This window comes from Amycolatopsis sp. NPDC003865, from assembly GCF_053605345.1.
Window position 1 is genome coordinate 21,066 of sequence record NZ_JBSGJA010000012.1, and the last position, 17,694, is coordinate 38,759.

At 73.2% G+C, this 17,694-nt stretch carries 16 protein-coding genes; 6 read left to right on the forward strand and 10 right to left on the reverse strand.

Annotated elements, in window-relative coordinates:
* The first annotated feature begins 207 nt into the window (after nt 1-207).
* A complete protein-coding gene (locus ACWEVP_RS26795) occupies nt 208-2,142 on the forward strand; it encodes a DNA/RNA non-specific endonuclease (protein ID WP_452065304.1) in 1,935 nt (644 codons plus the stop codon).
* Here the strand turns inward: ACWEVP_RS26795 and ACWEVP_RS26800 are convergent.
* The 3 genes from ACWEVP_RS26800 to ACWEVP_RS26810 all read right to left on the reverse strand — a co-directional run bounded on the left by ACWEVP_RS26800 (nt 2,137) and on the right by ACWEVP_RS26810 (nt 5,498).
* Entirely contained in the window at nt 2,137-2,955 is an 819-nt protein-coding gene (locus tag ACWEVP_RS26800) for a DUF427 domain-containing protein (RefSeq protein ID WP_452065305.1), read from the reverse strand. The genes ACWEVP_RS26795 and ACWEVP_RS26800 overlap by 6 nt on opposite strands.
* Before the next feature lie 32 nt (nt 2,956-2,987).
* A complete protein-coding gene (locus ACWEVP_RS26805; protein ID WP_452065306.1) occupies nt 2,988-4,526 on the reverse strand; it encodes an FAD-dependent monooxygenase in 1,539 nt (512 codons plus the stop codon).
* A gap of 324 nt (nt 4,527-4,850) precedes the next feature.
* Nucleotides 4,851-5,498 carry a GntR family transcriptional regulator gene (locus tag ACWEVP_RS26810; RefSeq protein ID WP_452065307.1) on the reverse strand — a complete coding sequence of 216 codons (648 nt, stop codon included), beginning with the start codon at nt 5,496-5,498 and terminating at the stop codon, nt 4,851-4,853.
* 22 nt (nt 5,499-5,520) lie between these two features.
* Here ACWEVP_RS26810 and ACWEVP_RS26815 point away from each other — a divergent pair, with 22 nt between their 5' ends.
* Nucleotides 5,521-5,937 (forward strand): VOC family protein, encoded by a 417-nt coding sequence (locus ACWEVP_RS26815; protein ID WP_452065308.1) that lies wholly within the window; start codon nt 5,521-5,523, stop codon nt 5,935-5,937.
* Here the strand turns inward: ACWEVP_RS26815 and ACWEVP_RS26820 are convergent.
* Nucleotides 5,917-6,906: a TerC/Alx family metal homeostasis membrane protein gene (locus ACWEVP_RS26820; protein ID WP_452065309.1), complete on the reverse strand. Its 990-nt coding sequence runs from the start codon at nt 6,904-6,906 to the stop codon at nt 5,917-5,919. The two genes, ACWEVP_RS26815 and ACWEVP_RS26820, sit on opposite strands and share 21 nt — an antisense overlap.
* Nucleotides 6,907-7,061: 155 nt before the next feature.
* On the opposite strand from ACWEVP_RS26820, the gene ACWEVP_RS26825 reads away from it, so the two are divergent.
* From ACWEVP_RS26825 to ACWEVP_RS26835, 3 genes are all read left to right on the forward strand, one after another.
* Nucleotides 7,062-7,799 carry a sigma-70 family RNA polymerase sigma factor gene (locus tag ACWEVP_RS26825; protein ID WP_452065310.1) on the forward strand — a complete coding sequence of 246 codons (738 nt, stop codon included), beginning with the start codon at nt 7,062-7,064 and terminating at the stop codon, nt 7,797-7,799.
* Between the two features lie 79 nt (nt 7,800-7,878).
* On the forward strand, nt 7,879-9,051 hold the full coding sequence (locus ACWEVP_RS26830; RefSeq protein ID WP_452065311.1) for a GAF domain-containing protein: 1,173 nt from the start codon (nt 7,879-7,881) through the stop codon (nt 9,049-9,051).
* Between the two features lie 90 nt (nt 9,052-9,141).
* Nucleotides 9,142-10,956 (forward strand): flavin-containing monooxygenase, encoded by a 1,815-nt coding sequence (locus ACWEVP_RS26835; protein ID WP_452065312.1) that lies wholly within the window; start codon nt 9,142-9,144, stop codon nt 10,954-10,956.
* 29 nt (nt 10,957-10,985) lie between these two features.
* Here the strand turns inward: ACWEVP_RS26835 and ACWEVP_RS26840 are convergent, their stop codons facing one another.
* Nucleotides 10,986-11,336, reverse strand: a complete 351-nt coding sequence (locus ACWEVP_RS26840) for a nuclear transport factor 2 family protein (protein WP_452065313.1) — start codon at nt 11,334-11,336, stop codon at nt 10,986-10,988.
* Nucleotides 11,337-11,414: 78 nt separating this feature from the next.
* On the opposite strand from ACWEVP_RS26840, the gene ACWEVP_RS26845 reads away from it, so the two are divergent.
* A complete protein-coding gene (locus ACWEVP_RS26845) occupies nt 11,415-12,209 on the forward strand; it encodes a MerR family transcriptional regulator (protein ID WP_452065314.1) in 795 nt (264 codons plus the stop codon).
* Here ACWEVP_RS26845 and ACWEVP_RS26850 read toward each other — a convergent pair.
* From ACWEVP_RS26850 to ACWEVP_RS26870, 5 genes are read right to left on the reverse strand one after another with little or no spacing between them, the layout of a single operon-like run.
* The gene (locus ACWEVP_RS26850; RefSeq protein ID WP_452065315.1) at nt 12,202-13,227 is read right to left on the reverse strand and encodes an acyl-CoA dehydrogenase family protein; all 1,026 of its coding nucleotides are present in this window, start codon (nt 13,225-13,227) and stop codon (nt 12,202-12,204) included. The genes ACWEVP_RS26845 and ACWEVP_RS26850 overlap by 8 nt on opposite strands.
* Complete coding sequence (locus ACWEVP_RS26855; protein WP_452065316.1) at nt 13,224-14,138, reverse strand: acyl-CoA dehydrogenase family protein; 915 nt, start codon at nt 14,136-14,138, stop codon at nt 13,224-13,226. The genes ACWEVP_RS26850 and ACWEVP_RS26855 overlap by 4 nt, the downstream gene beginning before the upstream one ends.
* Nucleotides 14,135-15,265 carry an acyl-CoA dehydrogenase family protein gene (locus tag ACWEVP_RS26860; RefSeq protein ID WP_452065317.1) on the reverse strand — a complete coding sequence of 377 codons (1,131 nt, stop codon included), beginning with the start codon at nt 15,263-15,265 and terminating at the stop codon, nt 14,135-14,137. The genes ACWEVP_RS26855 and ACWEVP_RS26860 overlap by 4 nt, the downstream gene beginning before the upstream one ends.
* A complete protein-coding gene (locus ACWEVP_RS26865; RefSeq protein WP_452065318.1) occupies nt 15,265-16,110 on the reverse strand; it encodes an enoyl-CoA hydratase in 846 nt (281 codons plus the stop codon). Before ACWEVP_RS26865 ends, ACWEVP_RS26860 begins: the two co-directional genes overlap by 1 nt.
* On the reverse strand, nt 16,107-17,639 hold the full coding sequence (locus ACWEVP_RS26870) for a FadD3 family acyl-CoA ligase (RefSeq protein WP_452065319.1): 1,533 nt from the start codon (nt 17,637-17,639) through the stop codon (nt 16,107-16,109). The genes ACWEVP_RS26865 and ACWEVP_RS26870 overlap by 4 nt, the downstream gene beginning before the upstream one ends.
* Nucleotides 17,640-17,694: the final 55 nt, after the last annotated feature.

Genomic DNA, 17,694 nt, shown 5'->3' on the forward strand with positions numbered 1-17,694 from the left:
GAGCCGCACGTCCGGCGCAGCCGACGGCGATCGTGCTGCCGGTACGGAACCGAGCGCGGGCGCGTTATTTTCCCCATTTCCCCGCACGCGGCGAAAGCGACACGAAATGACGTGAAAAAGAACTTTCCGGCAGTCCGCCCGCGTTTCTGTAACGCATTCCGTGGCCAGGCGACTAACGCGGTGTTTCCGATCCGCCGGGGAGGCACCGTGGACGTCCGCACGGACCAGCAGTCCGAACAGGAACGCGCCGCCGCCACGCGCGCCGCGGAACGGACCGCGCAGCGGCGGGCGAAGATCGCCCTGCTGCGCAAGCCCGGCGGGATCGCCGAAGCCGACGAGCCCAGCCGGGTCGCCACCCGGATCGACCGGCTCGGCCGCTACTACCCCGACGTGCGGCCGGTGAACCCGGCCGCGATCGCGGCGGGCGACCCGGCGGCGATGACCGCCGCGGGCGCGATCCTCGAACGGATCGTGCTCACCGACGACCTCCTCGGCGTGGGCTACCTCGAAGGCGGCGTCACGGCTTCGAGCGCCGTCGGCCGGGTGAACATCCGCGACGACCGCGGCCGGCTGACCGGCTACGGCACCGGCTCGCTGGTGTCGCCGGAACTCCTGCTCACCAACCACCACGTGCTGCCCGACACGGCAACAGCCGGCCCGAGCGTCGTCGAATTCGACTACCAGGACGGTGCCGACGGCCTGCCCCGGCCGGTGCGGGCGTTCGGGCTCGACCCGGACCGCTTCTTCGTCGCCGACGAAGACCTCGACTTCGCGCTCGTCGCGGTCGAGGCGGCCGCCGGCGACCTGCGCCCGTTCGGGTTCAACCGGCTGATCGGCAGCGAGGGCAAGGCGATCGTCGGCGACTTCGTGACCATCATCCAGCACCCGCGCGGCGGCAAGAAGCAGGTCGCGCTGCGGGAGAACCGGATCGTCGACGTCCTCGAGAAGTTCCTGCACTACGAAACCGACACCGAGCCCGGGTCGTCGGGCTCGCCGGTGTTCAACGACCAGTGGGAGGTCGTGGCCCTGCACCACGCCAGCGTCCCGGCGGAGGGGCACGCTGAGTACGGCGGCTTCCTGAACGAGGGGATCCGGGTCAGCCGGCTGCTGGAATTCCTGCGCGGGCAACGGTTTTCGCCCGATCGTCAGGCGCTGCTGGACCGGCTGGCCACCCGGCCCGAGCGCGCCCGGCCGGTCGCCGACGGCGGTCCTCGGGTGCTCACCCTGACGACGCCGGTCGACATCCGGCTGCGCGCCGAACCCGCCGAGACGGCCGCGGCCGGGCGGATCGACCCCGACTACTCGAACCGCGAAGGCTACGACCCGGAGTTCCTGCCCGGCCACACCGTGCCGCTGCCCACCCTGCCCGAGGCCCTCGTCCCGCTGGCGGCGGAGAACCGCCAGGCGACCGGCGAGCCGCGGTACGTCCTGCCCTACCACCACTTCAGCGTCGTCATGAACAAGGCGCGGCGCCTGGCCTTCTTCACGGCCGTCAACATCGACGGCCGGACGAGCCAGGCGCTGCGCCGCGAAGCCGACCACTGGTCGCTGGACCCGCGGGTGGACGTCGCCGAGCAGGCCGGCGAGGAGATCTACACGGCCAACCCGCTCGACCGCGGGCACCTGGTCCGCCGCCTCGACCCCGCGTGGGGCGCGACGGCCGCGCTCGCGCAGCTCGGCAACGACGACACGTTCCACTTCACCAACTGTTCGCCGCAGCACAAGGACTTCAACCAGAACAAGACGACGTGGGCCGGGCTCGAGGACTACGTGCTGACCAACGCGGAGAACCACGCGCTGAAGGTCAGCGTGGTGACCGGCCCGGTGCTCGCCGAAGACGACGACCGCTACCGCGGGGTCCGGCTGCCGCGCCAGTTCTGGAAGGTCGTCGCGATGGTGAAGGCCGACGAGACGCTGTCGGCGACGGCGTACCTGCTGAGCCAGGAGGAGCTGATCCGCGGCCTGGAGGTCGCGGGCGAGTTCAGCTACGGCGCCTACCGCACGTTCCAGGTGCCGGTGCGGCGCGTCGCCGAGCTGACCGGGCTGTCGTTCGGCGCCCTCCCCGACGCCGACCCGTTGGAGCGCCTGGAATCCACCGGTGAGGTCAAGGAGATCGCGAGCCCGGCCGACCTCGTGCTATGACCAGGGCGTGACCGGCCGGGGCAGCCGTTCGCCGTCCAGGACGACGTCGACGCGCTCGGTCAGGAAGGCGATCAGCCCGGCGATGTCCCGTGCGTCGGACAGCGGTTCTTCGTAGGTCCACGCCAGGTCGCGGTGCCCGCCCACCGACCAGTAGGTGGCGTGTCCTTTGTAGGCACAGGTGGTGCGCGTGTCCGACGGCGTGAGCAGCTCCATCCGGACGTCTTCGCGCGGCAGGTAGTACCGGGTGGTGATGCCGGTTTCGAAGAGCATGCGGGGTGCGGCCGAGTCGGCCACGACGACGCCGTCCACTTCGATCTCCACCCGGCTGTCGCCGCGCCGGACGTCGATGCGGGCGAACGGGTCCCGCGGGTGCCCGACGATGGGTTCGGCCTCCTCGAGCCACTCGTCGAAGGCGGCGAAGTCGAGGACGACGTGCCCGGCGAGGTCGGGGTCGGCGGGCCGGAAACCCGCGCCCGGCAAGGTGGTGCCGTCGGCGGCCAGGGTCAGCGGCTCGCCGGGGCAGGTGTGCACGGCGAAGGCGGTCCGCGGGTCCAGGACCGGCGGCCCGCCCTCGGCCAGCCGCACCGGGTGTTCCGGCGCGGCCGCGTCGCCCGCCGGGCTCAGGGTCGCGCGCAGGTCGGCGAGGGGGAACGCGTAGGACGGCACCACCCGTTTCGGTTCCCAGACCAGCACGGCCCGCCGCGAGCCGGCGAAGGTCCGTCCATTCGCGACGGCCCGCACCCGCTTGGCCACCGGTTCGTACCGCAGCGCGGCCAGGTCCCCGGTGAACCGCGCGCCCATGCGTGTCGCCATGGGTCCACGATCCGCGCCGCACCGCGCCGCCGTCAACACCCGGCGGCCGCGCCGTCAGTTCCCACGGCCGGGCCGAGCCACCTCGTCAGCGCCGAACGCAGGTCCTCCTCGGCCAAGTCGCCGACCGACGCCCACGCCAGGTACCCGTCCGGGCGCACGAAGGCCGCCAGCCGCTGGTCCGCGAACGCCAGCGGCCGCGCCGTCACCACCCTCAGCCCGCTCCCCCATTCCGCCGCCACCCGCGCCGCGCCCGTTCCCGTGTCCACGAGCACCGCCCGGCCGTCGCGGAACCGGTCCGCCAGCGTCGTTCCGTCGTCCAGGGCCAGGTCCGGCACGCGGTGGCCGATCAGCGGGAACTCGCCGGGGAGGTCGTAGTGCTGCCAGCCGCCGCCGATGCTCGAGACCACGTGGGTCGCGCCGTCCGGGGTGTCGAGCAGGTCGGCCACCACTTCGCGCAACGCCTCCGCCCGCGGTCCGCGCGGCGCGCTCAGCGCCGTCTGCGCCAGGCTCCAGCGCTGCACCCACGCCCCGATCGGGTGCCGCTCGGGGGTGTAGGTGTCGAGCAGGGACTCCGGGGCGCGCCCGCGCGCGACCAGGGCGAGCTTCCAGCCCAGGTTGACCGCGTCGCCGAGGCCCAGGTTGAGGCCCTGCCCGCCGGCGGGCGAGTGCACGTGCGCGGCGTCGCCGCAGAGCAGCACGCGGCCCCGCCGGTACGTCGTGGCGTGCCGGGTCGTGTCCGTGTACCGGGTGCCGACGTGCACCCGCGTGACCTCGACGTCGGTGCCGCTGACCCGCCGCAGGCTGGCCTGCATCTCCGCCGCGGTCACCGGGGCGTCCCGCTCGGCGGTCACGTCGTACTCGACGGTGTGCACCCGCGGCGGTTCGCCGCCCCCGCCCCAGCCGCCGACGACGTACGAGCCGTTGTCCCCGTGCTGCCACTCGCCCGCGACGAGCTTTTCCGGCGCGTCGAGGTCCACCAGCGCCTGCCGGCCGGTGAAGACGGGGTCCACGCCCGGGAAGTCGAACCCGGCGAGCCGGCGCACGGTGCTGCGGCCGCCGTCCGCGCCCACCAGCCAGCCGGCCCGGAGCGCTCCCTGTCCCGTGTGGACGGTCACGCCGTCGTCGCCGGTGTCGAACCCCGTCAGCGCGACACCTCGCCGCTCTTCGGCACCCGCCCACGCGCGCAGGATCTGTTCCAGGCCGGCCTGGCTGATCACCCCCGCGCCGAGGAACTCCGCACCCGGACCGGGCGGGCGCAGCCGGTCGGCGCGGATGCCGATCCCGGCGAAGTGCCCGACGAAGGAGTCTCCCGCCGGCGCCCCGGCCGGCGGCAGCGTCCGCGGGCCGGCCCACATCGCGGCCGCCCGTTCGACGGCGGGCAGCAGGCCACGCAGGTGCAGCGCGTGCACCGAAGGGGTGTTCAGCGCCCGCGCGCCCATCGACCCGAAGCGCGCCTCCGGCGTTTCGGCCTCGCGCTCCAGCACCAGCACGCGGGCTCCGCCCAGCTTCAGTTCGCCCGCCAGCATCAGCCCGACCGGTCCGCCGCCGGCCACCACCACGTCGAAGTCCATCTCCGCGCCCCCAGAACCCGGAACTGTGTGCTCACTGAGAACCACGCTAGCGAACTGGGCCGCCGCTCTGGCTGCGTCCGGAGCGGGGCACGCGGCCGAAGCCCGCGCTGCCGGCGCGGTGGCCGCCGTCCGGATCGCCGACGCCGCGTCTTCGCGGCGCGTCGCGGCCGAGCTCGGTGCGGGGAGGGCTGCGCGGCACCGCGCTGTCTGCCGGCCGGCCCGCGGAGCCGCGCACGATCGCCCGCGCGCTGCGGGAGGCCTGCCCGCGACACCGGTGGTTCGCGATCGTGCTCGCGGGCCGAGGCCGGGCTACCGCACGCGCGCTCAGGACCGCCTGTCGAGGACGTCGAACGCGTGGCGGCGGTGGGCGGCGAAGCGGGCGAGGGCCGCGTCGCGGTCGCCGGCCCGCAGCGCCTCGGCGAGCTGCCGGTGCTCGGCGGGGATGCCGGCGAGGTAGCCCGCCGGCTCCACGCCGATCCGCGTCAGCAGGAACAGGTGGACCTGTGAGCGGATCGCTTCCCACGCTTCGCGCAGGCGGCGGTGGCCGGCGGCGGCGTAGACCGCGTCGTGGAAGCCGAGGTCGCAGCGGACCATCTCGTGCTCGTCGGCCGCCCGGTCCATGCGCGCGACCGCGGCGTCGACCGCCGCCAGATCGGGCCCGCGGTCGACCACCAGCGCGACGGCGAGCTGCTCCAGCGCCGCCCGCAGGCTGTCCAGCTCGGCGACGTCCTCCGCGGTCAGCGCGGTCACCGTCGTCCCCCGGTGCCACTCACCGCGGACGAGCCCCTCGCGCTCGAGCTTGAGCAGCGCCTCCCGCACCGGGCCCCGGCTGACCCCCAGCGCGTCCGCCAGCTCCACTTCGCGCAGCGAACCACCCGGCGGGTAGGTGCCGTCGAAGATCGCGTCCCGGATGCGGTCGGCGACCTCGTCGGCAAGCCCGCGCCGGCGGGCCGGAGCCACCTGAGCACTCATGTCCTGATGTTAACATTCAGACATGACGATCCCGCGCTTCCACCTCGCCATGCCCGTCGACGACCTGGCCGCCGCCCGCCGCTTCTACGGCGAAGTCCTCGGCCTCGACCAGGGCCGCAGCGCCGAGACCTGGGTCGACTGGAACCTGCACGGCCACCAGTTCGTCACCCACCTGGCGCCGAAGGGGCCGGAGCGGATCCACAACCCCGTCGACGGCCACGACGTGCCGGTCCCCCACTTCGGCCTGATCCTCACGGTCCCCGAGTTCCGGGCGCTCGCCGAGCGGCTGCGCGCCGCCGGGACCGAGTTCGTGATCGAGCCCTACGTCCGCTTCGAGGGGCAGCCCGGCGAGCAGTGGACGATGTTCCTGCTCGACCCCGCCGGGAACGCACTGGAGTTCAAGGCCTTCGCCGACGACTCACAGGTCTTCGCGGTCTGACGACCCCCGCAGCGACCCCGGGTGCGCCTTCGCCCCGGGATCGCGCCGCGTCTTGACCAGGCTGGCGACCGTCACGACGGCCAGCACCCCGATGATCACCGCGAGGCTCACCGGGGTCGCGATCTCGGGGACGCGCTCGTCGATGTCGACGTGCGCCCAGTGCAGGATCAGCTTCACGCCGATGAACGCGAGGATCACCGCGAGCCCGGCCGAGAGGTAGACGAGCCGGTCGAGCAGGCCCTTCACCAGGAAGTACAGGGCGCGCAGGCCGAGCAGCGCGAAGGCGTTCGCGGCGAAGACGATGTAGGGCTCGTCGGTGACGCCGAAGACCGCCGGGATCGAGTCGAGGGCGAACAGCAGGTCGACGCCGCCGATCGCGACGAGCACGACAACCAGCGGCGTCACCAGCCGGCGGCCGGCTTCGCGGGTGAACAGCCGTCCGCCGTCGTAGGCGTCGGAGACCGGCAGGAGCCGGCGGGCCGTCCGGACCACCACGTTGTGCTCGATGTCGGGGTCGGCGTCGCGGTGCCGGAACAGCTGCACGCCGGTGTAGATCAGCAGCAGCCCGAAGAGCAGGAACATCACCGAGAAGAGCGAAAGGAGCGTCGCGCCGAGCGCGATGAAGATCGCCCGCATCACCAGCGCGAGGACGATGCCGAAGGTGAGCACCTTGTGCTGGTGCTCCTCCGGGACGGCGAACGTCGTCATGATGATCACGAAGACGAACAGGTTGTCGACCGACAGGCTCTTTTCGACGATGTAGCCCGCGAAGTACTCGGCGCCGAATTCACCGCCGTGGGCCAGCGCCAGCCAGACGCCGAACGCCACGGCGACGAGGATGTAGCCCACCGACCACGCGACCGCCTCGCCGAACCCGACCCGGTGCGGCCGGACCGCGGCGAGCACGAGGTCGACCGCGAGCAGCACCACGACGACGCCGATGGTGACCAGCCAGGTGCCGACGCCCATCCACTCCCCCGCTCCCCTTGTGTGCCGCGATCGTAAGGGCGGGGCGGCGGCCGCGCACCAGGAGTCCATTGTGGACAGCGCGTGCCGGCGGGGCCGTGGTGCCGTACACTGCCGTACCTCCTGCTTCCAGTGCCACCCGGCCACGGAGAGTGCCGATGGGGAACGCCGCCGACGAGCCGCCGGACGCCGTGCTGCTCACCGCCTTCCGCGCGGGCGACGTCGACGCCGGTGACGCTCTCTTCCGCCGGCACGCCGAACCGTTGCGCAGGACCGCGGCGGCGTGGGCGAAGCAGCCCCCGGAGCGTGACGACCTCGTGGCCGAGACCTTCGCCCGGGTGCTGGCCGTGGTGCGCGCGGGCGGTGGCCCGGACGGCGACCTGCGGCCCTACCTCGTGGTGACGCTGCGGAACCTGGTGTTCCGCTGGGGCAGGCAGGGCAGCCGGGTCGAGCTGTGCGAGACCGTCCCCGAGACGAGTTCGAGCGGCGCCGAGGAACTGGCCCTGCACCGGTCGAACGAGCGGCTCGCGTGGTCGGCCTACCGCACGCTGCCCGGCCGGTGGCGGACGGTGCTCTGGCGGACCGAGGCGGAGGGCGACACGCCGACGGAAGCGGCGCCCTTGCTGGGCCTGTCGCCCACCAGCGTCTCGGCGCTGGCGAGGCGGGCGCGGGAGGGGCTGCGCCAGGCGTACCTGCAGGTCCAGGTGCCCGACGCGGAGGAGCCGGTCTGCCGCGAGCCCCGCCGCCGCATGGGCGCGTGGGTCCGGGGCGCGCTGTCCCCGCGCCGGGCGAGCGTGGTCACCGACCACCTCGCGGGCTGCGGCGCGTGCCGTTCGGTGGCGAGCGGGCTGGACGAGGCGAACCGGGAGCTGCCGGGCGCGCGCCGCACCGGCTGACCCCTCGCCGGGGGTTGCGCGAGGGTTGCCCCGACCCCACGCTCCCGGGTTACCGTGAAGCCCGGCCCAGGAGGTGGCGGTGGACGACGAAGTCTGCGCGGTCCGGCCCGGCACCGACGTCGCCGGGCACGCCCGGCTGCTCGCCGGCATCCACGACGCCGTCCTCGCCGGACGCGCGCCGGCGACCGCGCCGCGCCGGCTCGTCGAACGGTCCTGGCGCCGGGTCTCCGCCCAGGGCGTCGATCCCGACCGGCCGCCCGCGCCCGATCCCGTCGGGGCCGCCGAGGTCGAACGACGAAGGACGGTCTGCCGGCTGCACGAGGTCCTGCCCGAGCTGCGCGGCGCGCTGACGTCGGTCGCCGAAGACGCGCACCACCTCATGGTCGTCACCGACGCCGACGGGGTCGTCCTCTGGCGCGAAGGCGCCCGGCGGGTGCGCCACCGCGCCGACTCGCTCGGCTTCACCGAGGGCGCGATCTGGTCCGAGCCCGCCATCGGCAGCAACGCGATCGGCACGGCGCTGGCCGAGGCGGCGCCCGTGCAGATGTTCGCCGCCGAGCACTTCGTGCGCTCGCACCACACCTGGACCTGCACCGCCTCCCCCGTGCACGACCCGCGCACCGGCGAGCTGCTCGGGATCGTCGACGTCAGCGGGCCGGCCGAGACCGTCCACCCGATGACCGTCGCCCTGGTCGGGACGTCCGTGCGGCTGGCCGAAGCCGTCCTGCACCAGCGGCACGAGGCCCGGCTGGAGGCGCTGCGCCGGCTGTCCGGCCACCTGCTGAGCACGGCCGGGCTCGTCGTCGACGACCACGGCTGGGTCGCGGCGCAGAGCGGCGTCCCCGGGATCGACCGGGTCGCCGCGCCCCGCCACGGCGTCCCGGTCGCGGTCCGCGGCCTCGGCGCGTGCGAGCCCGAACCGGTCCCCGGCGGCTGGCTCCTGCGGCCCAGCCGGCGCGAAACCCTGCGGTTCACCCTCGAGCTCGACCCGCCGCGCGCGATCGTCGAAGGCTCCGCGCGGTGGACGCACCCGCTCGGCAGGCGGCAGGCGGACCTGCTGCGGCTGATCGCGACCGCGGGCCCGGCCGGGGTTTCGGCGGCGCAGCTGTCGGAGACGCTCTACGGCGACCGCACCCACCTGGTGACCGTGCGCGCCGAGCTGTCCCGGCTGCGCAAGCTGATCGGCGGCCTGCTGCTCGCCCGCCCGTACCGCTTCGCGCCGGGCGTCGACGTCGTGCTGATGCAACCTTAGGGCAACCCTTACGCCCACCCCGCCCGCCGGGGTTGGCTGCGTTCAACGCGCCGCCGACGACGACGGTGCCCGACGCGGGGAGGTCCGCTCATGACCCAGACCCTCGAACCGGCCGCGGCCCTCGAGGCCCGGCAGCGCGTCGACGGCTGGCTCGCCGGCTTCGAGGCCGCGCTCGCGGCCCGCGACGCCGACCGGGCGGCCGCCCTCTTCGCGACGACGTCGTTCTGGCGCGACCTGATCGCGTTCACCTGGAACCTCAAGACGGTCGAAAACCGCGACGGCGTCAAGGATCTGCTGCTGGCCACCATGGACGGCACCGACGCGACCGGCTTCCACACCACGGAGGAGCCGACCGAATCCGGCGGCATCGTCGAAGCGTGGATCGGGTTCGAGACCGCCGCCGGGCGCGGCCGCGGCCACCTGCGGCTGAACGACGAAGGCGCGTTCACGTTCCTCACGACGCTGTACGAGCTGAAGGGTCACGAGGAGCCGCTCGGCACGACCCGCCCGAAGGGCGCGGAACACGGCATCAACCCCGAGCGCGTCACCTGGGCCGAGGCGCGGCAGGCGGAAGCGGCCGAGCTGGGCACGACGCGGCAGCCGTACGTCGTCGTCATCGGCGGCGGGCAGGGCGGGATCGCGTTGGGCGCCCGGCTGCGGCAGCTTGGCGTGCCGCACGTGGTCGTCGACCGGTACGCGCGCCCGGGCGACCAGTGGCGCGGCCGGTACAAGTCGCTGTGCCTGCACGACCCGGTCTGGTACGACCACCTGCCCTACCTGGACTTCCCGCGGAACTGGCCGGTGTTCGCGCCGAAGGACAAGATCGCCGACTGGCTCGAGATGTACACGAAGGTGATGGAGGTGAACTACTGGTCGTCGACGACCTGCAAGAGCGCCTCCTACGACGAAGAGGCGAAGGAGTGGACCGTCGTCCTCGACCGCGACGGCGAGGAGGTCGTGCTCAAGCCGAAGCAGCTGGTGCTCGCGACCGGCATGTCGGGCAAGCCGAACGTCCCGGTGCTGCCCGGCCAGGACCGCTTCCGCGGCGAGCAGCACCACAGCTCGCGGCACCCCGGCCCGGACGCCTACCGCGGCAAGAAGGCCGTGGTCGTCGGGTCGAACAACTCGGCGTTCGACATCTGCGGCGCGCTGTGGGAGGCCGGCGCCGACGTCACGATGGTCCAGCGCAGCTCCACCCACATCGTGAAGTCGGACTCGCTGATGGACCTCGGCCTCGGCGACCTTTATTCGGAGCGCGCCCTGGAAGCCGGGATGACGACGCAGAAGGCGGACCTGACGTTCGCCTCGCTCCCGTACCGGATCATGCACACGTTCCAGCAGCCGGTGTACGCGGCGATCAAGGAGCGCGACCAGGAGTTCTACGACCGCCTCGAAGCCGCGGGCTTCCGCCACGACTGGGGCGACGACGACTCCGGCCTGTTCATGAAGTACCTGCGCCGCGGCTCGGGCTACTACATCGACGTGGGCGCGGCGGACCTGGTGGCCGACGGCGACGTCAAGCTCGCGCACGGCCAGGTCGTCGAGCTCACCGAGACGTCGGTGAAGCTCGACGACGGCACCGAACTGGAGGCCGACCTGGTCGTGTACGCGACCGGCTACGGCTCGATGAACGGCTGGGCGGCGGACCTGATCAGCCAGGAGGTCGCGGACAAGGTCGGCAAGGTCTGGGGCCTCGGCTCGGACACGACCAAGGACCCCGGCCCCTGGGAGGGCGAGCAGCGGAACATGTGGAAGCCCACCCAGCAGGAAGGCTTGTGGTTCCACGGCGGGAACCTGCACCAGTCGCGGCACTATTCGCTGTACCTGGCCCTGCAGCTGAAGGCCCGCGCCGAAGGCGTCCCGACGCCGGTCTACGGGCTGCAGGAGGTGCACCACCTGGCCTAGCAGCGCGACGGCAACGGAATCGACGCGGGTCAGGCCGCGTGGTTGGCGATCACGAGTTCGGCGATGAGGTCGTCCCGCAAGGTGAACCGGTAGTCGAGTTCGGCGACGCCACCCGGGAAGGTGCCCTCGAGCCGCACGGTCACCACCCAGTGGGCGCCGTCGACGCGGTGGACGCCGATCCGCTCGGTCGTGTACTCGAACTCGGACCCGGCGTCCCGCAGGAACGCGTGGACCTCTTCGCGGCCGCGGAAGGTCTCGTCCTGGTCGACGACCACCGCGTCCTCGGTGAGGAACGACGAGGCCGTGTCGGCATCGCGAACGACGTGGGCGGCGAAGAACTTGCGCACGGTGGTCGGGAGAAGATCGGTGTGCTGTGTCATGAGCCCATCGTGTGACCTCACGACGTGGGAGGGTCAAGCCGTGGACTCTCCCCCGGGGAGAGAGTCCAGAATGGAACGGTGCTGAGCATCGGGGAGTTCTCGCGGCTGACCCACTTGAGCGTGCGGACCCTGCGCCGGTACCACGAGGCCACCCTGCTGGAACCCGCCGTGGTCGACGAGACCACCGGTTACCGCTACTACGGCGTCGACCAGATCCCGGCCGCGCAGGTCATCCACCGGCTCCGCGAACTCGACGTCCCCCTGAGCGACGTGCAGCAAATCCTGCGGACCCCCGACCCCGACGTCCGCGCGGCCCTGGTCGCCGACCACCTGCAACGCCTCGAGGACGTGCTCGACCGCACCCGGGCCGCGGTCGTGTCACTGCGGCGCCTGCTCCGGCCCGACCCCGCGCCGATCGGCGTCGAGCTGCGCGCGGAACCCGCCCGGACGGTCGCGGCGGTGGAGGCCGTGGTCGGGAACGGCGATGTCGCGGCCTGGTTCGCCGGCGCCATGGCCGAACTGGAGGCGGCCGTCGGCGCCGCCGTGACCGGACCGCCGGGCGGCTGCTACGACAACGCCCTGTTCGAACAGGAACGCGGGCACGCGCTCGTCTACCTGCCGACCGCCGCGCCACCGCGCACCGGGCGCGTGCACCCCGTGGTCCTGCCGGCCGCGGAGCTGGCCGTCACCACCCACGTCGGCGAGCACGACGGCGTCGAGGTCACCTACGGCCAACTCGGGACCTGGGTGGTGGAGAACGCGATGTCGGTGGCCGGGCCGGTGCGGGAGGTCTACGTCACCGGCCCCCGCGACACCAGCGATCCCGCGGCATGGCGCACCGAGATCGGCTGGCCGGTCTTCCGCGTCACCTGAGGAGGTCGCCGAACAGCAGGGCGGTTCCGTGCGCGCGCTTGAAGTACAGGTGGGCGTCGTGCTCCCACGTGATCGCGATGCCGCCGTGGAGCTGGACCATCTCCGCCGCCGCGTGGGAAAACGCTTCGCCGCACACCACTTTCGCCGTCGCGACCGCTTCGGCGTCACCGTCCACCATGGCCGCATATAACGCCGACCGGGCCGCTTCGACGTGGACGTGCACGTCGGCCATCCGGTGCTTCAGCGCCTGGAACGAGCCGATCGGGCGGCCGAACTGGCGGCGTTGCTTCGTGTACTCCACCGTCAGTTCCAGGGCTCGCGCCGCCGCGCCGACCTGTTCCGCCGCCACCGCGATCACCGCCGTGTCGCGCAGCTTCTCGAGCCGGAAACCGTCGGCGTCGAGGCGCCGGGCCGGGCTCGACGCGAAGTCCACCACGGCCAGCCGCCGCGTCGGGTCGAGGGTGGTGACGCGCTCGCGGCGCACACCGTCGAGGGGCACCTCGAACAGGCCGAGGCCGTCCGCCGTGCGGGCCACGGCCAGCAGGACGTCCGCGAGGTCGCCGTCGAGGACGTAGTGGGCGCGCCCGTCGAGCCCGGTGTCCGACGCGGTGAGCGCCGGTGCCCAGTCTTCGCCGGCCCAGGCCAGCGCGGCGAGGGTGGTGCCCGCGGCGACGCCCGGCAGCAGCCGTTCGCAGGCCTCGTCGTTTCCCGTGCGCAGCAACGCTTCCGCGCACAGCACGGCGGAACCGAGCATCGGGGACGGGGTCAGGGTCCGGCCGAGCTCCTGCTGGACGACGCAGAGCTCGGCCAGGCCGGCGCCCGCGCCACCGTAGTGCTCGGGGATCGCGAGCGCGGCGACGCCGATCTGTTCGCACAGCGTCGACCAGAGCTTGTCGTCGTGGCCGAGCGGGGACTCCAGCGCCGCCCGGACGGCCCCGGGACCCGAGCGGCGGGTCAGCAACGCCCGGACCGCGTCCCGCAGGGCCCGGGCTTCTTCGGTCTCCAGCGGGTCGGTCATCGCAGCACCCGCGTCCGGTGGAACGACCCGGTTCCCCAGGCGCCGGCGAGCGCGCGCACCTTGGTCAGCCGCAGGCCGAGGTCGTGCTCGGCGGTGTAGCCGATGGCGCCGTGCACCTGTAGGGCGGTCCGCGCGGCGAGGTGGGCGGCGTCGCCCGCCATCACCTTCGCGGCCGACACGTCACGGGCGAAGGTCTCGCGCGCGACGGCCGCGCCGTGCAGCAGCGGGCGGGCGAGCTCGAGCCGGGTCGCGACGTCGGCCAGCAGGTGCTTGACCGCCTGGTACTCGCCGATGGCGCGGCCGTACTGGCGGCGCTGCTTCGCGTAGGCCACCGAGGTGTCGAGCAGCCACTGGCCCGCGCCGAGCAGCTGGGCGGAGACCGCCAGCACGCCCCGGTCGAACGCGGCCGTCTCGCCCGCGGGGGTGGCGGGGACCCGGAACAGCCGCCGGGCCGGGTCGACCGAGCGGACGAGCCCGGTCTCCGGTTCCCGCTGCGCGCCGGCGAGGTCCAGCACCACGCCCGCGACGTCGGCGTCCAGTGCCAGGGGGACTTCCGGTGGGGCGGCGACGGTGGCCAGGAGGTCGCCTGCGGCGAGGGCGGCGAGCCGGTCGCCGGTCAGCAGTGCCGGGGCGACCGCCGCCGACTCGGCGAGCGGGCCCGGGACCGCGTGGTAGCCGAGCGCTTCGAACGCGACCACCAGGTCGACCGGGCCGGCGCCGAGGCCGCCGTGGTCCTCGGGCACCAGCAACCCGAAGACGCCGACGTCGGCGAGCGCGCGCCAGAGCTTGAGGCCGCGGTCGTGCTCCCCCGCCGCCCAGGCGCGGGCGGTCGCCGCGGTGTCCGCCCCGCCCAGCAGGTCGTGCAGCGTCGCGGCGAACTGCCGGTGCTCCGGGGAGAGCTGGAACCTCATCGGCGGGCCTCCCTGGGCAGCTTCAGCAGCCGTTCGGCGATCGTGTTCCGCTGGATCTGGTCGGTGCCGCCGTAGATCGGGCCGGCGAGGGAGAACAGGTAGCCGTTCACCCACGCCTCGTCGGTTTCCGCGGCCGGGCCGAGCACATCCAGCGCCGTCTCGTGCAGCTCGACGTCCAGCTGGGACCAGAAGAGCTTGTTGACGCTCGACTCCGGGCCCAGCTCGCCGCCCTCGGCCAGCCTGCTGACCGTGCCGAACGTGTAGAGCTGGTAGGCACGGGCCCCGATCCACGCGTCCGCCACCCGGTCCTTTGTGGACTCCGGCGCGCCCTCCGCGCGCCAGAGGCCGACTAGCCGCGAGGCCGCCGCGAGGAACCGGCCCGGGCTGCGCAGCGACAGGCCGCGTTCGTTGTTCGCCGTCGTCATCGCGACCCGCCAGCCCTGCCCCACCTCCCCGATGACGTCCTCGTCGGGGACGAACACGTCGTCGAAGAAGATCTCCGCGAACCCCGGCTCGCCGTCCAGCTGCGGGATCGGCCGGACCGTCACCCCGTCCGCGCGCAGGTCCGCCATGAAGTAGGTCAAGCCGTGGTGGCGCCGGGCTTCCGGGTCGGTGCGGAACAACCCGAACGCGCGGTCGGCGAACGCCGCCCGGGAACTCCACGTCTTCTGCCCGGACAGCAGCCAGCCGCCGTCGGTGCGCACCGCCGTGCTGCGCAACGCGGCGATGTCGCTGCCCGCCTCGGGCTCGGACCACGCCTGCGCCCACACCTGCTCCCCCGTAGCCATCGCGGGCAGGATCCGGTCGCGCTGCTCTTGCGTGCCGTGCGCGAACAACGTCGGCCCGAGCATGAAGATCCCGTTCTGGCTCACCCGCCCCGGCGCGCCCGAGGCGTAGTACTCCTCCTCGAACAGCAGCCACTGCAGCATCGAGGCGTCCCGGCCGTGGTACTCGCGCGGCCACGACACGACCGACCACCGCGCCTCGGCCAGCTCGGCCTCCCACTCGCGGTGCGCCGCGAACCCCTCGGCGGTGTCCATCGACGGCAACGTCCGCACGTGCGAGGACAGCCATTCCCTGGCCTCGTCGCGGAAGGCCGCGGACGCCTCGTCGACGTCGAGGTCCATCACGCCCCCTTGTTCGCGTCGCGCATCGACCGCGCCGACTGCCCGCCCAGCGAGTCTTCCGAGGTTTCCGCGTTGTGCGCGTGCGCCAGATGATGGAGCCCGAACACGGAGTCCATTCCGGACCGCAGCCCCATCAGGTCCTCGGCCTGGTTCACGGCCTTCTTCGCCAGCGCCAGCCCGAACTGCGGCATCCCGCTGATCTTCTCCGCCAGTTCGAGCGTGCGCTCTTCCAGTTCGGCGCGCGGCACGATCCGGGTGACCATGCCCCATTCCCTGGCCTGCTGGACGGTGAACCGCTCGCCGGTGAACAGCACTTCCTTCGCCGCGCGGGGACCGAGCACCCACGGGTGCGCGAAGTACTCGACGCCAGGAATTCCCATCCGCACCACGGGATCGGCGAAGAACGCGTCGTCGGCGGCGACGATCAGGTCGCACACCCACGCCAGCATCAGCCCGCCCGCGATGCAGGCGCCCTGGACGCTCGCGATCATCGGCTTCGGGATCTCCCGCCACCGGCGGCACATCCCGAGGTAGACCTCGGACTCGCGGGCGAAGCGCTGGTCGCCGCCGGCCCGGTCGGTGTGGTCCCACCACAGCACCGCGCGGCGGTCGAAGGTCTGGTCCGCGTCGCGGCCCGGGCTGCCGATGTCGTGCCCGGCGGAGAAGTGCTTGCCCGCCCCGGCCAGCACGATCACCTTCACCTCGGGGTCGTTCACGGCTTCGGTGAAGGCGTCGTCGAGCGCGTAGGTCATGGCCGAGTTCTGGGCGTTGCGGTAGTCCGGCCGGTTCATCGTGACCACCGCGACCGGCCCGCGCCGCTCGGAGCGGACCACCGGTTCACTCATGCGTTCTCCTCGGTCAGCAGCCGCTTCAGCACCTTGCCGGAAGCGTTGCGGGGCAGCTCGTCCAGGAACGCGACGAACCGCGGGGTCTTGTAGTTGGCCAGCCGCTCGCGGCAGAACGCCAGGACTTCCCGCTCGGTCAGCCCGGCGCCGACGACGAACGCCTTGCCGACCTCGCCGAGCCGTTCGTCCGGGACGCCGACGACGGCGACGTCGCGGACGCCGTCCAGCTCGGTCAGCGCGTGCTCGACCTCGGCGGGGTAGACGTTGAAACCGCCACAGATGTACATGTCCTTGAGCCGGCCGGTGAGCGTGAGGTTGCCCTCGGCGTCGAGTTCGCCGACGTCGCCGGTGTGCAGCCACCCCCGCTCGTCGACGGCCTTCGCGGTGGCGTCCGGGTCGTCGAGGTAGCCGAGCATCACGTTCGGCCCGCGGACCACGACCTCCCCGGGCGAGCCCTGGATCGCCACCTCGAAGCCCGCCGTCGCCCGGCCGGACGTGCGGGCGACCAGCTCGGCGTCGTCGCCCGGCCGGCACATCGTCACCACGACCGCTTCGGTGAGGCCGTACGCGGTCAAGACGATGTCGAAGCCCAGCTCGGAGCGCATGCGCCGGACGAGCGACGCCGGCACGTCGGCCGCGCCGGTCACCGCCAGCCGCAACGACGAGAGGTCGCCGCGCCCGGGCTCGTTCAGCAGCGACCGGAAGATCGTCGGAGCGCCCGGGAGCACCGAGACGCGTTCGCGCTCGATCAGGTTCAAGGCGGCCCGCACGTCGAAGACCGCCTGCGGCACGATCGTCGCGCCGGTCAGCAGGCAGACCACGATCCCGGCCTTGTAGCCGAAGCTGTGGAAGAACGGGTTGATCACCAGGTACCGGTCGTCGGCGGTGACCTCGCCGCACTCCGCCCAGGCCGCGGCGACGCCGACCACCTGGCGGTGCGCCGACAGCACGCCCTTCGAGCGGCCGGTCGTGCCCGAGGTGAACAGGATGTCGCTCACGTCGTCGGGCTGGACGGCGTCCGCGCGGGTTTCGATCTCGGCGAGGGGCACCTGCTCCGCGAGGCCGAGGAACTCGTCCCAGCCCAAGGTGCCCGGCACCGGCCGGTGGGGCCGTTCGAGGGGCACCCGGACGACCGTGCCGAGGTCCGGCAGGGCGGCGCCGGTCGCCACGATCGCGGCGTGGCGGTCCGCGCCGAGGAAGTCCGCAGCCACGACCAGGGCTTTCGCCCGGCTGCGGACCAGCAGGTCCACGGTCTCGGCGGCGGTGAACCGCGTGTTGACCGGCACCAGCGACGCGCCCGCGTAGAGCGCGCCCAGCGCCGTGAGCACCCAGTGGCGGGTGTTCGGGAGGGTGACGGCGACCCGGTCACCGGGCCGGACCCCCCGGGCGGCGAACGCCCGCGCGACCGATTGAACACGTTCCAGAAGAGCGTCGAAGCCGAGCCGGACCGCGCCGTCGACCAGTGCCTCCTCGGCACCGAACTTCGCGGCGGCATCGCGGACGACGGCCGGGATCGTGGTCTGTCCCACCACACCCTCCTCTGGACCGACAAACTAGAACGTGTTCTCATTACCCTAGGTGCCG

Bases quoted from the DNA above. Each gene is read 5' to 3' on its own strand.
- ACWEVP_RS26800 (WP_452065305.1), bottom strand. From the start codon at position 2,955: ATGGCGACACGCATGGGCGCGCGGTTCACCGGGGACCTGGCCGCGCTG.
- ACWEVP_RS26805 (WP_452065306.1), bottom strand. From the start codon at position 4,526: ATGGACTTCGACGTGGTGGTGGCCGGCGGCGGACCGGTCGGGCTGATG.
- ACWEVP_RS26810 (WP_452065307.1), bottom strand. From the start codon at position 5,498: ATGAGTGCTCAGGTGGCTCCGGCCCGCCGGCGCGGGCTTGCCGACGAG.
- ACWEVP_RS26815 (WP_452065308.1), top strand. From the start codon at position 5,521: ATGACGATCCCGCGCTTCCACCTCGCCATGCCCGTCGACGACCTGGCC.
- ACWEVP_RS26820 (WP_452065309.1), bottom strand. From the start codon at position 6,906: ATGGGCGTCGGCACCTGGCTGGTCACCATCGGCGTCGTCGTGGTGCTG.
- ACWEVP_RS26825 (WP_452065310.1), top strand. From the start codon at position 7,062: ATGGGGAACGCCGCCGACGAGCCGCCGGACGCCGTGCTGCTCACCGCC.
- ACWEVP_RS26835 (WP_452065312.1), top strand. From the start codon at position 9,142: ATGACCCAGACCCTCGAACCGGCCGCGGCCCTCGAGGCCCGGCAGCGC.
- ACWEVP_RS26840 (WP_452065313.1), bottom strand. From the start codon at position 11,336: ATGACACAGCACACCGATCTTCTCCCGACCACCGTGCGCAAGTTCTTC.
- ACWEVP_RS26850 (WP_452065315.1), bottom strand. From the start codon at position 13,227: ATGACCGACCCGCTGGAGACCGAAGAAGCCCGGGCCCTGCGGGACGCG.
- ACWEVP_RS26855 (WP_452065316.1), bottom strand. From the start codon at position 14,138: ATGAGGTTCCAGCTCTCCCCGGAGCACCGGCAGTTCGCCGCGACGCTG.
- ACWEVP_RS26860 (WP_452065317.1), bottom strand. From the start codon at position 15,265: ATGGACCTCGACGTCGACGAGGCGTCCGCGGCCTTCCGCGACGAGGCC.
- ACWEVP_RS26865 (WP_452065318.1), bottom strand. From the start codon at position 16,110: ATGAGTGAACCGGTGGTCCGCTCCGAGCGGCGCGGGCCGGTCGCGGTG.